The sequence below is a fragment of the Mesorhizobium sp. P2_B5 genome (genome assembly GCF_056404775.1).
Genome location: NZ_JBFUDJ010000002.1, coordinates 482,367 through 496,819 on the forward strand (window position 1 = coordinate 482,367; position 14,453 = coordinate 496,819).

General features: G+C 63.6%; 12 protein-coding genes. 1 reads left to right on the forward strand and 11 read right to left on the reverse strand.

Annotated elements, in window-relative coordinates; genetic code table 11:
* Nucleotides 1-224: 224 nt before the first annotated feature.
* Nucleotides 225-521 carry an AzlD family protein gene (locus tag AC1D1N_RS08875; RefSeq protein ID WP_436260614.1) on the reverse strand — a complete coding sequence of 99 codons (297 nt, stop codon included), beginning with the start codon at nt 519-521 and terminating at the stop codon, nt 225-227.
* The gene (locus tag AC1D1N_RS08880) at nt 518-1,246 is read right to left on the reverse strand and encodes an AzlC family ABC transporter permease (RefSeq protein ID WP_477347963.1); all 729 of its coding nucleotides are present in this window, start codon (nt 1,244-1,246) and stop codon (nt 518-520) included. Before AC1D1N_RS08880 ends, AC1D1N_RS08875 begins: the two co-directional genes overlap by 4 nt.
* Before the next feature lie 121 nt (nt 1,247-1,367).
* On the opposite strand from AC1D1N_RS08880, the gene AC1D1N_RS08885 reads away from it, so the two are divergent.
* Nucleotides 1,368-2,126, forward strand: a complete 759-nt coding sequence (locus tag AC1D1N_RS08885; RefSeq protein ID WP_477347965.1) for an SDR family NAD(P)-dependent oxidoreductase — start codon at nt 1,368-1,370, stop codon at nt 2,124-2,126.
* 18 nt (nt 2,127-2,144) lie between these two features.
* Here AC1D1N_RS08885 and AC1D1N_RS08890 read toward each other — a convergent pair whose 3' ends face one another.
* From AC1D1N_RS08890 to AC1D1N_RS08930, 9 genes are all read right to left on the reverse strand, one after another.
* Entirely contained in the window at nt 2,145-2,864 is a 720-nt protein-coding gene (locus AC1D1N_RS08890) for a DUF2461 domain-containing protein (RefSeq protein ID WP_477347966.1), read from the reverse strand.
* Nucleotides 2,837-5,041 (reverse strand): NAD-dependent DNA ligase LigA, encoded by a 2,205-nt coding sequence (gene ligA / locus AC1D1N_RS08895; RefSeq protein ID WP_477347968.1) that lies wholly within the window; start codon nt 5,039-5,041, stop codon nt 2,837-2,839. Before ligA ends, AC1D1N_RS08890 begins: the two co-directional genes overlap by 28 nt.
* 147 nt (nt 5,042-5,188) lie before the next feature.
* On the reverse strand, nt 5,189-6,862 hold the full coding sequence (gene recN, locus AC1D1N_RS08900) for a DNA repair protein RecN (protein ID WP_477347970.1): 1,674 nt from the start codon (nt 6,860-6,862) through the stop codon (nt 5,189-5,191).
* A 193-nt stretch (nt 6,863-7,055) separates the two neighbouring features.
* A complete protein-coding gene (locus AC1D1N_RS08905) occupies nt 7,056-7,925 on the reverse strand; it encodes an outer membrane protein assembly factor BamD (RefSeq protein ID WP_477347972.1) in 870 nt (289 codons plus the stop codon).
* 263 nt (nt 7,926-8,188) lie between these two features.
* Nucleotides 8,189-9,136, reverse strand: a complete 948-nt coding sequence (lpxC, locus tag AC1D1N_RS08910) for a UDP-3-O-acyl-N-acetylglucosamine deacetylase (protein WP_477347974.1) — start codon at nt 9,134-9,136, stop codon at nt 8,189-8,191.
* A 275-nt stretch (nt 9,137-9,411) separates the two neighbouring features.
* Nucleotides 9,412-11,064 carry a cell division protein FtsZ gene (ftsZ, locus tag AC1D1N_RS08915; protein ID WP_477347976.1) on the reverse strand — a complete coding sequence of 551 codons (1,653 nt, stop codon included), beginning with the start codon at nt 11,062-11,064 and terminating at the stop codon, nt 9,412-9,414.
* Nucleotides 11,065-11,130: 66 nt separating this feature from the next.
* Nucleotides 11,131-12,438: a cell division protein FtsA gene (ftsA, locus tag AC1D1N_RS08920; RefSeq protein WP_112560390.1), complete on the reverse strand. Its 1,308-nt coding sequence runs from the start codon at nt 12,436-12,438 to the stop codon at nt 11,131-11,133.
* Nucleotides 12,435-13,376 (reverse strand): cell division protein FtsQ/DivIB, encoded by a 942-nt coding sequence (locus tag AC1D1N_RS08925; protein ID WP_477347978.1) that lies wholly within the window; start codon nt 13,374-13,376, stop codon nt 12,435-12,437. The genes ftsA and AC1D1N_RS08925 overlap by 4 nt, the downstream gene beginning before the upstream one ends.
* Nucleotides 13,364-14,290: a D-alanine--D-alanine ligase gene (locus AC1D1N_RS08930; RefSeq protein WP_477347980.1), complete on the reverse strand. Its 927-nt coding sequence runs from the start codon at nt 14,288-14,290 to the stop codon at nt 13,364-13,366. The genes AC1D1N_RS08925 and AC1D1N_RS08930 overlap by 13 nt, the downstream gene beginning before the upstream one ends.
* Nucleotides 14,291-14,453 lie beyond the last annotated feature (163 nt).

Sequence of the window (14,453 nt, forward strand, 5' to 3'; positions counted from 1 at the left end):
TCTAAAGGCCTGCGCCGCCCCTCATCCGCCTGCCGGCACCTTCTCCCCGTATAGTGACGGGGAGAAGGGAGATGAACGGACGCCGGCCTTCTTCCTGCAAAGTTGGCGATTGGCGAAATCATAAACGAGAGCTTCTTTCTCCCCGTCACTATACGGGGAGAAATGCCCGGCAGGGCAATGAGGGGCGGCGCCGACAGTTCGAAACTGTCCTGCTGGCAGATTCCCTACCCGACGAACTGCCGCGCCACGATCAGCACCGCAGCGCCGGCCAGAAACATCGCTCCCAGGCCGCCGCGCAGCGACACGAGCGCGGTTACGATTAACGCCGCCCATTCCGCCGGCCCGGCGCTGAGCGCGGCGGGCGCCACCAGCGTCGTCAGCACAGCGGCCGGCACGGCATTGAGGCCGGCCTCGACACGCGGATGGATGTGGTCGAAGCGCGAGATCACCAGATGGCCGCCGACGCGGGTGAGATAGGTGGCGACCGCACCGGCCAGGATGATCCAGAAGGTGGTGCTCATTGCTTTGCCTCCACGCCGCTATGGTGCGGCGGCAAGATGACGGCCAGAAGCACGCCGGCAACGGCGCCGATGGAAACATGCCAGGGCGACCCCACCGTCTTGTAGGCAACGATCGAGGCGGCCGCACTGGCAATCACCACCGGCAGCCACAGCGGCCGCTTGCGAAAGCCCAGCACCAGGCCAAGGAAATAGATCGGCAGCAGGAAGTCGATGCCGAGCGCATGCGTGTCCGGGATCAGCTTGCCGAACACCGCACCCAGCGCGCTCTCGATCACCCACAACACATAGACCGGCAGGCCAAGCCCCATATACCAGGCAAAGCCAACGGTCTCGCCGGCCTCGGCTTTGCGCTCGGTCACCGCGAATTGCGGATCGGTGAGCACGAAATAGCCCAGTGCCTGCTGGATAGCCGGCCAGTGCGCGATGCGGCGGCCGATGCCGGCGGAGTAAAGCACGTGACGGAAATTGACCGCGAAGATGGACAGCACGATCAGCCATGGCGCGACATGCTGGCCGAACAGTTCGATGCCGACCATCTGGCTGGCGCCGCCGAAGATCAGCGCGCTCATCAAAGTCGCTTCGAAAACGGAAAAGCCATTGTCGACGGCTATGGCGCCGAACAGCAGCCCAAACGGCGCCGCGGCAATCACCACCGGCATCGACAGCCGCACGCCGTCCCAGAAATCGCTGGCTACAGATTTTTCGGTTAAGGTCTCTGCCGACATGTCACATTTCCCGGTCGCGCTGCTATGTAGGAGCCAACGTTTGAAAAGTCAGACGAATTCGCTTGAGCCAACAAATCAGCGAAACTGATGTAACAGGTTGCGAAGCGCGGAGGGGGTTCAGATGATCGCTTATGATTTCACCGGCAGGCATGCCGTCGTCACCGGCGCCGGTGGTGGCATGGGCGAGGCGATCACGCTGGCGTTGCTCGATGCCGGCGCTTCGGTCACCGCCATCGACGTCAAGCCGCGTCCGGCATCGCTTGCCGCCTATGACGACCGGCTCACCTTCGCCCAGGGCGACCTCACCGACGCAGCCTTTGTCGAACAGACCATCAATGCTGCCGGCCGCTCGCGTGGCCGCATCGATTATCTCGCCAATGTCGCCGGCGTGCTCTGGTTCGGCCGCGACAAGTCGGCCCTCGAAATGGATCTCGACGTCTGGGACCAGGTCTTCAACATCAATCTGAAGTCCTTCGTACACACGGCGCGAGCGGTTGTTCCGCATATGCGCGCGGGCGGGCGTGGCGGCGCCATGGTGCATTTCTCGACCATCCAGTGGTATCGCGGCGATCCCAAACCGCAGGATGCCTACCAGGCCTCCAAGGCCGGCGTCTGTGCACTTTCGAAGTCGCTGGCCATGCAGCTGGCGAGCGATGGCATCCGCTCCAATTCGATCTGCCCGGGCATGGCGCTGACGCCGCTGCAGGCGCGTTGGGACACCGAGGAAAAGCGCGCTGCCGTTGCCAATTATGCGCCGCTCGGCCGCATCGGCACGCCGCAGGACATGGCCAATGCCGCGCTCTTCCTGCTTTCCGACGCGGCAAGCTACATCACCGGCATCGAACTCGCCGTTGACGGCGGTCTTTTGATGCGGATGTAGCCGCGTAGTGTGCCTGGACTAGCTCCGCAGCGCGGTGCCTTGGATCGCCCTGCCCCAGTCGAGCAGCGGCTTGGCACGCATGGTGAAATCGACAAGTTCATCGACCAGCGCGGGCGCGTGGATGCCGGCCGGATCGATCATGTGCTGAACATAGAAGTGCCGGTAGCGGATGGCGTCGACAAGATCGGGTTCGTTGACCTTCTCGAAGCCGCGCGGCGTGCGCTTCAACCGACCCTCGGTTTCGAGTTCGAAGCCGTTTTTCTTCAGCGTTGAAAGCAGTTTTCGGAACTCGGCTGGCCGGGCGATAATCGCCTTGCGCATCGCCAGCAGCAGGGGCGGCTCCGGGTTCCACCAGGCAACGTCGGCAAAGCAGCGGTCGATCCCGACATAGACGAAGAACACGCCCTGCTCCATCTTGGTGCCGTCCGGCGACAGCATGGCCGACAGATGCTGGTTGTAGGGCCGTTTGTCCTTGGCAAAGCGCACGTCGCGGTTGATGCGAAACAGCGATTTCTTGCGGTCGCCGCGCAGGCCGAGCCCCGCCGCCGCAAAGCGCTCGGTCAGCGTCTCGACCAGGTCGCAGAACGGCTCGTGCAGTTCGCTGTCGTAAAGCGCCCGGTTTTCCTGGAACCATTCGCGGCTCTGGTGGAAGTCGAGCGCCTTCAGGAACGGAATGGCTTTCTGGCCAAACCCTTTGAATGAGCCGCCGGTCACGCCTTGCCGACCCGTTGCAACCATGTGTCCTCGTCGATGACTTCGACGCCGAGTTCGCTGGCAAGCTTTAGTTTGGAGCCCGCGCCCGGCCCGGCCACCAGGAGGTCGGTCTTCGCCGACACCGAACCTGCTACCTTGGCGCCGAGCCGTTCGGCCATCGCCTTGGCCTCGGACCGGGTCATCTTTTCCAGCGTGCCGGTGAAGACGATGGTCTTGCCGGCAACCTCGCTGTCGGCCGAGACGGTGACGATGTACGGCTTCGGCTTGACCTGCTCGAGCAGCCTGTCGAGCACATCGTCATTGCGCTCATTGCCGAAGAAATCACGCAGCGCACCGATCACCGTGTCGCCGATACCGTTGACCGATGGGAAAACGGTGTGCGGATCGGCCGCCGCCGCTGTCTCCTTGCCGACACGGATCAGTTCCTCGATGGTCGAAAAGGTTCGGGCAAGCACGGCGGCCGTCGTTTCGCCGATATGGCGGATGCCGAGCGCGAAGATGAAACGATCGAGTTCGGGTTCGCGACGAGAGTCGATGGCGGCGAAGAGCTTGTCGAGGCCTTCGTAGTTGCGTTCCTCGACACTGCGTACATTCTTGCGCGTCTTGCCCGAGGCGGCCTCGCGCTGCCTGGCCTGCTCCTCGCGCCGCTCGGCCAGCGCCTTGGTGACGGCGGGGCGACGATCCCTGAGCGTGAAGATATCGGCGGCTGTCTTGATCAGTCCGGCATTGAAGAAGATATCGATGTTCTCGGCGCCCAGGCCTTCGATGTCCATGGCGCCGCGCGACACGAAGTGCCGCAGTCCTTCCACGGCCTGCGCTGGACAGATCAGTTCGCCGGTGCAGCGTCGGCGCGAATCTTCCTTGCCGGTCTTCTCGTTGATCTCGCGCGTCGCCGGCGAACCGCAGACCGGACAGGTGTGCGGGAATTCGTAAGGCACCGCATCGCCCGGCCGCTTGTCGATGACGACGCTGACGATCTGCGGAATGACGTCTCCTGCCCGTTGTATGACAACCGTGTCCCCGATGCGCACATCGATGCCGTCGCGGATCGGCAGGCCGTTGCTATCGAATCCCTTGATGTAGTCCTCATTATGCAGCGTCACGTTCTCGACCACCACGCCGCCAACCGTGACAGGCGCCAGCCGCGCCACCGGCGCCAACGTGCCGGTGCGGCCGACCTGGATATCGATCTTTTGCACCGTCGTCATCGCCTGTTCGGCAGGGAATTTGTGCGCAACTGCCCAGCGCGGCTCGCCGGTCACGAACCCCCAGCGACGCTGCAGTTCCAGCTGGTCGACCTTGTAGACGACGCCGTCGATGTCGTAGCCGAGCGACGAGCGCAGTTCCTCGATCTTGTGATATTGCGCGATGAGATCATCGACCGACTTCGCTCGCACCATCAGCGGGCTGACCTTGAACCCCCACTCGGCGAATTTCTGCACGGATTCGTACTGCGTCGGCGCGGGATCTGCCGTCGTGTAGCCCCAGGCATAGGCGAAGAATTTGAGATTGCGGCTGGCGGTGACGGAGGCATCCTTCTGGCGCAGCGATCCGGCAGCCGTGTTGCGCGGATTGACATAGTCCTGGCCGCCGACCGCCGCCGAGCGCGCCTTCAGCGCCTCGAACTCGGCATAGGTCATGTAGACCTCGCCGCGTATCTCGATGGTCTCGGGCCAGCCCGATCCCTTCAACTTGGCCGGAATGTCGGCGATGGTCCTGAGGTTGGCGGTGATGTCTTCACCCACCGCGCCGTCGCCGCGCGTGGCGCCCTGAACGAACATGCCGCGTTCATAGCGCAACGACGCCGACAGCCCATCGATCTTCGGTTCGGCCGTAAAGGCGATGTCGAGATCCTTGTCGCGGTCGAAGAAGCGCCGGCCACGTTCGATGAAATCGGCGACGTCCTCGTCGGTATAGGCCTTAGCGAGGCTGAGCATCGGCACCGCATGGCGCACCTTGGCAAAGCCTTCGGCCGGCGCGGCACCAACCCGCAGCGAGGGCGAATCCTCGCGCACCAGACCTGGGAAGCGCTCTTCGATAGCAAGGTTGCGCCGCCGCAGCGCATCGTATTCGGCGTCCGTGATCGTCGGCGCGTCGTCGGCATGGTAGCGCCGGTCGTGGCCGGCGATCTCCTCGGCCAGGCGCTGAAGCTCATCCGCGGCTTCGCTTTCGCTCAACGATTCGACTGGTTTTTCAGACATGCAGCGCGGTCCTCGAATTCTGGTGGGCCACTATAAATCAGGATTTGTCGGCAGCGAGATAGGCTGTGGAAAAATCAAATCCGAACAGCAGGATGTCGCCATATCCTGACTCTTTCCGGAAAAGCCAATTCGGGCATCTGCCGGTTGTTAAGCCGCCGCCGTGTTCTCGCGCAGCAACCGCTCCGCCGCAGCGCGCGCCTCGTCTGTAATGGTGGCGCCGGCCAGCATGCGCGCGATTTCTTCCTGGCGCGCCGCCCGGTCCATTTCGGCGATGCCGGTCGCGACCCGGTCGGTGCCGCCGGATTTGGAAATCAGGAAATGCGTTGCCGCACGTGCCGCCACCTGCGGCGCATGGGTGACGGACAGCACCTGCACCCGCGTCGACAGCCTGGCCAGTCTTTGGCCGATGGCATCGGCCACGGCGCCGCCCACCCCGGTGTCGATTTCGTCAAAGACCAATGTCGGCGCGGAGCCACGGTCGGCCAGCGCCACCTTGAGCGCCAGAAGGAAGCGCGACAGCTCGCCGCCGGAAGCAACCTTCATCATCGGGCCGGGCCTTGTGCCGGGATTGGTGCGCACCCAGAACTCGACCTGATCGATGCCTTCTTCCATGCGGTTTTCGCCATCGCTGGTCAGCCCGACGATGAACTCGGCCCGCTCGAGCTTCAGCGCCGGCAGTTCGGCCATGACAGCCTTGGTCAGGCCGATCGCAGCCGCATGGCGAAGCGAGGACAGCTGGGCCGCCGAAATGTCATAGGCCTCGCGCGCCGCGGCGGCCTGTTTCTCCAACCCATGCAGACGTTCCTCGCCGGCATCGAGATCGGCAAGGTCGGCCGACATCGTGTCGCGCAGCTGCGCCAGATCGTCGACCGCCACGCTGTGCTTGCGTGACGCGGCGCGCAGCGAAAACAGCCGCTCTTCCGCTTTCTCCAGCCGCTGCGGATCGTATTCGGTGGCGCGCAGCGCCGCCTCGACACCGGACTGTGCCGCATCCAGCGACAGCATCGCCTCATCGAGCGACTTCACCACATCCTCCAGCAGGCCAGGTGCTTCGCTGGCCTTGCGCTGCAGGCGCCTGAGCAGGCTGGCCAGTTGCGGCAGCGGCGAGGATGGACCTGACAGCACATCCTGCGCGTCGTGTATTTCCGAGGCGATCTTTTCCGCCCGCATCATCGTGGCGCGCAGTTCCGCCAGTTGCGTTTCCTCGCCGGGCTGCGGATCGAGCTTAGCCAGCTCAGCGACCGATGCCCTGAGATAATCGGCCTCGCGCGCCGCCGCCTCGACCTTGGCGCGATGCCGGGCAAAGTCCTGCTCGCAGCCGCGCCAATAGCGCCACGCCTCGCCTGTCGCGCGGGCAGCACCAAGATGGCCGCCAAAGCTGTCCAGCAATTCGCGATGCGCGCCAGGATCGACCAGGGCCCGCTCGTCGTGTTGGCCGTGGATCTCGACCAGCGCGTGGCCGATGTCGCGCATCAGGGTGACACTGGACGGCTGGTCGTTGACGAAGACGCGGGTGCGGCCATCCGCCGTCTGCAGCCGGCGCAGGATGATGTCGCCGTCATCCTCGATGGCGTTTTCGGCAAGCAGCGCACGCACCGGATGGTTGCGCGGCACGTCGAACACGGCAATGACCTGGCCCTGTGCCGCGCCATGGCGCACCAGCGAGGCGTCGCCGCGCGCGCCGAGCGCCAGCGACAGCGCGTCAAGCAGGATGGATTTGCCGGCGCCGGTTTCACCGGTCAGCACGGAAAGGCCGGGCTGGAAGTCGATATCCAGCTTCTCGATCAGGACGATATCGCGGATCGACAGTCTGGAAAGCATCAGAACCCGAACCTATCGCATGTCGCCCCAAGCGGACCGGTTTGGGACAACGGCGTGCACAAAACAAAAGACTTCAGGCGCGACGCGCCTCAATGCGGCATGCGACGGTGGAGTCGCAGCGCCGCACTATCTTTTTGTTTGAGCGTCGGATCAATCCGAAAAGCGCTGTGATCGCTCCAGTCGATGCTCAGCGTCAGGCGCCGGTGATCAGCTTTCCGGCCTTGGATATCCACGATCCGGCATTCTCGCGCGGTTCAAGCCCATTGCTCTGCAAGAGCTTGTAGGAATCCTTGTACCACTGGCTGTCGGGATAGTTGGTGCCGAGCACGGCCGCGGCCGTCTGCGCTTCCGAGGTCAAGCCCATCGCGTAATAGCTCTCGGTCAGGCGCGCCAGCGCCTCTTCGACATGGCGGGTGTTGGAATAGTTTTCGACCACGTTGCGGAAGCGCTTGACGGCGGCGATGTATTCGCGCCGTTCGAGATAGTAGCGGCCGATCTGCATCTCCTTGCCGGCGAGCTGGTCGTTGGCAAAACGGATCTTTTCCTTGGCGTCGTCGACATATTCCGAAGTCGGCCAGCGCGTCACCAGATCCTGCATCGTCTGCACGGTCTGGCGTGCTTCCTTCTGGTCCTGGGTGACGTCCTTGATCTGGCGGTAGTAGCTCAGGCCAATGATATACTGGGCATAAGCGGCGTCGTCGGTCGACGGATAGAGCGTAAGATAGCGCTTGGCCGAGCCGATCGCCTCGTCATAGTGGCCGGCGCGATAGTCGGCGAAGGCGCCCATCACCATCGATTTGCGGGCCCATTCGGAATAGGGATGCTGACGGTCGACGGCGTCGAACTTCTTGCTCGCCTCATCCAGGCGGCCGGCGTTGAGATTGGCAAGGCCTTGATTGTAAAGGACGTCGGCCGGTTCGGTCTGGTCGACATAGGTCGACAAATCGACGTCTTTCTCTGACGACATACAGGCCGACAGGAACAGCGATGGCACAACTATCGAAAACGCCAGGAAAACAGCCCGATACGGCGCTTTCGATTGACCAACTCGCGTGAAGAACATGATTGGATTGCGCCCTTTCGGCGTTATTTCAATGCCTTTCGCATGGCGTTCCCTCAAAACTGGTCCCCACTTTTGAGCGACATGCGTCTAATCGACGGCAGCAGCCATAAACCATAACTGTCTTGCCCAGCAACGCTATGTCTAGCCAATCGCACATTTTTGTGGCGGCTTGGTGTTGCCTCGAAAGCTATGCGCTTTCACCGGTCGGTGATGCATCCGCGCAACACCAGCCGACGCTCAGAAAGCCAGAAAATCGTTAAGAATCAGATCACCCAGGGCGCGAACACAGGCCCGGTGACGGCGCTCATCTCGGCAGTGCGGCCGCGCTCGCGGCGCGTGGTCTCAACGACCTCGAAGGCCGAACGGTCGGACAAAAGCCGCCGCAAGGCCGCGGCATTCATGCGGTGGCCGCCGCGATAGGAGCGGAAGCAGCCGATGAAACGGGCACCGGCCAGCGCCAGATCGCCCATCGCGTCCATCGTCTTGTGGCGAGCGAATTCATTGGGATAGCGCAGGCCACCCATATTGATCACCCGATTGTCGTCGCCGATCACCAGCGAGTTCTCCAGCGAGGAGCCCAGCGCATAGCCTGCCGCCCACAGCCGCTCGACATCCTTCATGAAACCAAAGGTGCGGGCACGCGCAATGTCCTGGCGGAAGACGTCGGGATTAATGTCGGAGGCGAACAGCTGACGGCCGATCGCCGGGCTTTCGAAATCGATCTCGACCTCGAAGCGCGTGCCGCTATAGGGCCTGAATTCAGCCCAGGACGCGCCGTTCTCGATGCGAACCGGCTTGACCACCCTGATGTAGCGGCGCTTGACCGCCAGCGTCTCGATGCCGGCCTGGTCGATGGCTTCCACGAACGCCACCGCGCTGCCGTCTAGGATCGGAACCTCGTGGCCGTCGATCTCGATGACGATGTTGTCGATGCCGAGTCCGAAGAGCGTCGCCATCAGATGTTCGACGGTGGCGATATGCTCGCCTGCCGGATCGCCGAGCATGGTGCAGAGGTCGGTCGCGCCGACTTCAGCAACAAGCGCACGGAACTCACGGCTCTCGCTTCCGGTCGAAAGGTGGAAGACGACGCCAGTGTCGGCGTCCGCGGGGAGGAAATTGATGGTGACCGGTTTGCCGCTGTGAACGCCGGTACCTGTTAGCGTCGCACGCGATCGAAGTGTCGTCTGGTAGTCTTGCAAGACAAACCCCATAGCCCATAACGCCCATGTCCGCTTTAAAGCCCCGAAGGGCGCGGCTCTTGATTATCGGCAGGCAGGGCCAACTCCCCGAATCCCAGCACACCGAAAGTGCTGCGGCAAAGATAGTTGCCCGTCAGGGAGACTCCAAATCACGGTTTCTTACTCTGTGTAACCGCGACCTGCTGTGAGCGTCACATCGTAACACCTTGTTATTAAATCACTTTAAGCGTTAACAGGCAAACGATCTCTCGTCTGCCTGTTAACAAGTGTTACATACCGTTAACGGTTCAGTTGGCCTGGCGGCGCAGGAACGCCGGGATCTCCAGTTGGTCGTCTTCCTGGGCAGACCGGGTCTGCGGCGTCAACCGGCCCTGATCGTCGAGCTGGCCACGGCGCGGCGCATAAAGCTGCGGATCCTGGCTGGCAAGGCGGCGCATTTCGGGCGCTGCCTGGCGCAGTTTCGGTTCGCGCGGCTGTGCCGGCTGCAATCGGGCCGGCTCTTCCTCGCGGCGCGTCAGTCCGTTGGTCAGCCGCTTGAGCAGCCCCATCGGCCCGCTGTTTTCATGGTCGGTCGGCCTGCCCTTGGCTTCCACCTCGGCCTTCACCACCGGCGGAAAATCCTCCACCCGCGGCATGCGCTGCGGTGCGGCAGCCACCAGCTGCGGCATTTCCCGCAGCGGCGCCGGCTGCATCATCGGCTGCACGACAGGTTGCGGCTGCGCCGGCGGGGCCTGGAAGATCTTGCTCTGCGGACGGAAGTCTTCCGCCTGGGCCATCGGCGCCGGACGAGCCATTGCCGCCGCATTGGCTTCGGCAAGCTGGATCGCCTCGGCGACCGGATCGGCCGCGCGCTGCTCATAGGTCTGCTGGACCGGCGCTGGCCGGCCTTCCGCGGCCGGAGCCGGACGGCTGACAGGCTTCTGCTGCGGTGGCACGGCGCGGATCGAGATCGGCACGGCGGCGATTTCGGCCGCCGACTTGTCGATGCCGGTGGCGACCACCGAGACACGGATGACGCCTTCGAGTTCCTCGTCGAAAGTGGCGCCGAGGATGATGTTGGCGTCCTGGTCGACTTCCTCGCGGATGCGGGTCGCGGCTTCATCGACTTCGAACAGGGTCAGGTCGCGGCCGCCGGTGATCGAGATCAGCAGGCCCTTGGCGCCCCTCATCGAGGTCTCGTCGAGCAGCGGGTTGGCGATCGCTGCCTCGGCGGCGGCCATCGCGCGGCCCTCGCCCGAAGCCTCGCCGGTGCCCATCATCGCCTTGCCCATCTCGCGCATCACCGAGCGGACGTCGGCGAAGTCGAGATTGATCAGGCCTTCCTTGACCATCAGGTCGGTGATGCAGGCAACACCGGAATAGAGCACCTGGTCGGCCATGGCGAAGGCGTCGGCGAAGGTGGTCTTGTCATTGGCCAGCCGGAACAGGTTCTGGTTGGGAATGACGATCAGGGTGTCGACGCACTTCTGCAGTTCCTCGATTCCCATATCCGCCGTCTTCATGCGGCGCTGGCCTTCGAAATGGAACGGCTTGGTGACGACGCCGACGGTGAGGATGCCCTTTTCGCGCGCCGCGCGGGCAACGACTGGGGCGGCACCCGTGCCGGTGCCGCCGCCCATGCCGGCGGTGACGAAGCACATATGGGTGTTGGAGAGGTGATCGATGATCTCATCGATGCACTCTTCCGCCGCCGCGCGGCCGACTTCCGGCTGCGATCCGGCGCCGAGGCCCTCGGTGACATGCGCGCCGAGCTGGATCAGCCGCTCGGCCTTCGACATGGTCAGCGCCTGCGCGTCGGTGTTGGCCACGACGAACTCTACGCCGCGCAAGCCCGCGGTGATCATGTTGTTGACGGCATTACCGCCACCGCCGCCGACACCGAACACGGTGATCCGCGGCTTGAGCTCGGTGATGTCCGGCTTTTGCAGATTGATGGTCATTGTCTCCGTCCTTTGCCTTTCCCGCCGCTTCGCCGCCGCGGCCGCCTATGGGGCTGTCCCCGTCAATTAGAAACTGTCTCTCAACCACTGACTCATGCGATGCAGTTTTCCACCCGTTCCGGTCATCCTGAGACCGGAAATTCCTTTCGCCGGATGGCTCTCGAAACTCGCCATCTGCGGATAGATCAGCAGTCCGACCGCCGTCGAGAAAGCCGGCCCCTTGGCGGCTTCGGGCAGCCCCGCCACACCGAGCGGGCGGCCGATGCGCACATTGCGTCCCAGAATACGGCGCGCCGCCTCGGGCAGGCCGGCAAGCTGGCTGGCGCCGCCGGTCAGCACGACGCGTTTTCCCACGGCATTGCCGTAGCCCGACTTGTTCAGCCGGTCGCGCAGAAGCTCCAGCGTCTCGTCGATGCGGGCGCGGATGATGCGCGTCATCACCGAGCGCGGGATCTGCAGCGGCATCTCGCCTTCCTCGCCGATCGGCTGGATCGACACCAGGTCGCGGTCATCGGCACTGCCGGGCAGCGCCGAGCCATGCATCACCTTCAGGCGTTCGGCGGCGTCGAGCGACGTCGACAGGCCCTTGGCCATGTCCAGCGTCACGTGATTGCCGCCGATGGCAATGGCGTCGCCATGGACGAACTTGCCTTCCGAAAACACCGAGATCGTCGTCGTGCCGCCGCCCATGTCGATGCAGGCCGCGCCCATTTCGAGCTCGTCATCGACAAGCGCCGCAAGTCCGCTGGCATAGGGCGTCGCCACCATGCGCTCGACCGACAGATGCGAGCGGTTGATGCAGAGCTCCAGATTACGCAGCGGTGCGGCGTCACCCGTCAGCACATGCATGTCGACGCCGAGCTGGTCGCCGACCATGCCGCGCGGATCGCGCACGCCGCGTTCGGCGTCCAGCGAAAAGCCCACCGGCAGCGAATGGATCACGTCGCGCTCGGCCTTCAGCGCCTGTTTGGCGCCGGCGGCAAGCACGCGCTTGATGTCGGCCTCGTCGGCCTGATGGCCGCCAAGGTTGATGGTGGCCGAATAGGTTTCGCTCTTCAGCCGGCCGGCCGTCATGTTGACGATCAGCGAATCCACCGTCAGTCCCGCCATGCGCTCGGCGGCGTCGACGGACAGGCGAATGGCGTGCTCGGCGCGGTCGAGATCGACGACCACGCCCGACTTCACGCCTTGCGACTTCTGATGGCCGATGCCGATCACCTGGATGCGGTGCGAGCGGCCGCGCAACAGCTTGCCGTCCTCGCGCGGCTTCAGTTTCGCCACCACGCAGCAAACCTTGCTTGAGCCGACATCCAGCACGGTCAGCGTGCCGGAGCGGCGCGAAGAGGCATCGCTGTTGCCGCCAAGCCAGCTCATATCTTCGTCTCCGACTTGCGCTTGAGGCTTTGCGGTTTTTCGTTGAGCGCCGCCTGGCGCTGCGTCGCCGCTTCCGGCGTCAGTTGCACGACCAGGCGATCGGAGATGCGCATGTCGACGGCGGCGATATCGCGTGTCAGAAGACCGTTGTCATGATCCATCCGAACCAGCTCGGCGATCGCCTGGTCCTCGCCATCCTCGGGCAGTTTGACGGTGATGCCGTTTTCCAGCTTCAGGTCCCAGCGCCGCTCGCCGATGCGGATATAGCCTTTGACCCTCGCCGCGAGCTCTGGATACGTCTTGATCTTGGCCAGGAAGTCGGGCGCCTTGGCCGGCGCTCCGGTGCCGATGATCAGCGGCAGCAAGGCCTGCTTGCCGCCCGAGAACGGCGCAATCACTGCGCCGGAGCGCTCGATCACGGAAAGCTCTGAACCCTGCTGCCAGAGCGCGAAGGGTTCGCGCTCCTCGACACGAACTTCCAGCGTATGCGGATAGACCTTGCGCACCGCTGCCACTTCGACCCAGGGCAGCGTATCGATGCGCTCGCGCGCTGCCTCGGCATCGAAGCCGATCAGCGACGTCCAGCCATCGAGTTCAAGCCGGTCCAGTATGTCGATCTCCGAAGTCTGGCGGTTGCCGACCACCTTGATCTGGTCGACGGCAAAGCCGGTGCGGGCGGTGATACTCTGGACGATGTCGTCGGCATGGCCGCCGAGAATGGCGCCATAGAGGCTGCTCGATGCGATGAGCGAAGCGGACAGGATGGCCGCGGAAAAGCGCGGCGCGACGAAGTCGCCGCCACCCAGGCGCGCCAGCACGCGCACCGGCCGGCGCAGCACGCGCGGCAGCACGAAATGGTCGAACGACAACGGCATGCCGAACAGCGCCGGCCCGGCGCCGTCCCTGCCCTTGTCCTGTCCCCATTTCAACGCAGACACGAAGCGTCCTCCACCATCCAACTCAACAGATCGCCGAACGAATGCCCCGCTTGGGCGGCGATTTCAGGCACCAAAGACGTCGGCGTCATGCCAGGCTGAGTGTTGATCTCGAGCCAGACAATTTCGCCGTTTTCGGAGTGACGATCGTCATAGCGGAAGTCCGACCGGGAAACGCCCCGACAGCCGATAGCCAGATGTGCCTTGAGCGCCAGTGTCTGTATTTTTTGGTAAATATTCGGTGAAATTTTAGCAGGGATTTCGTGTTTTGATCCGCCGGCGACGTATTTTGAATCATAGTCGTAGAAGGAATGGCCGGTCGGGATGATCTCGCAGACGCCGAGCGCCACATCGCCCATGACGGCGCAGGTCAGCTCGCGGCCATGGATGTAGCGCTCGACCATGACGGTCTCGCCATATTTCCATTCGGACGAGCCGATGACCTGCGGCGGATGCGACTGCCCTTCATGCACGATGACAACGCCGAAGCTCGAGCCTTCATTGACAGGCTTCACCACATAGGGCGGCTTCATCGGGTGCTTGTTCTGAATGGCGAAGCGGCTGGCAACCTTCGATTCCGCCACCGCGATTCCGGCAGCCTTGGCAACCTTCTTGGCCTGCTCCTTGTTCATGGCGAGCGCCGAGGCGAGCACACCCGAATGGGTGTAGGGAATGGCCAGATATTCGAGGATGCCCTGGATGGTGCCGTCCTCGCCGAACGGGCCGTGCAGCGCGTTGAAGACGACATCAGGCTTGAGCGCGCCAAGCACGGCGCCAACGTCGCGCGCAACATCGACGCGGGTAACCTGATAGCCTTCTTTCTCAAGCGCATCCGCACACGCCTTTCCCGAAGACAGAGACACGGGCCGCTCGGACGAGAATCCGCCCAGGAGGACAGCCACATGCTTGTTCTTCATTTCCCGTCATCCCTCTCACGGCGGGCCCGCAACCACGCATTCAGCGACCAGATGGAGTCCGAGTCTCCCGGCAGGTTGCCCCCCAGACGGAAAACGCGGTCGACGCGTCGAACGACTCAAATCAGGAAACGCTTTAGGGCAGAGAATCAGAGAGTTGATTCGC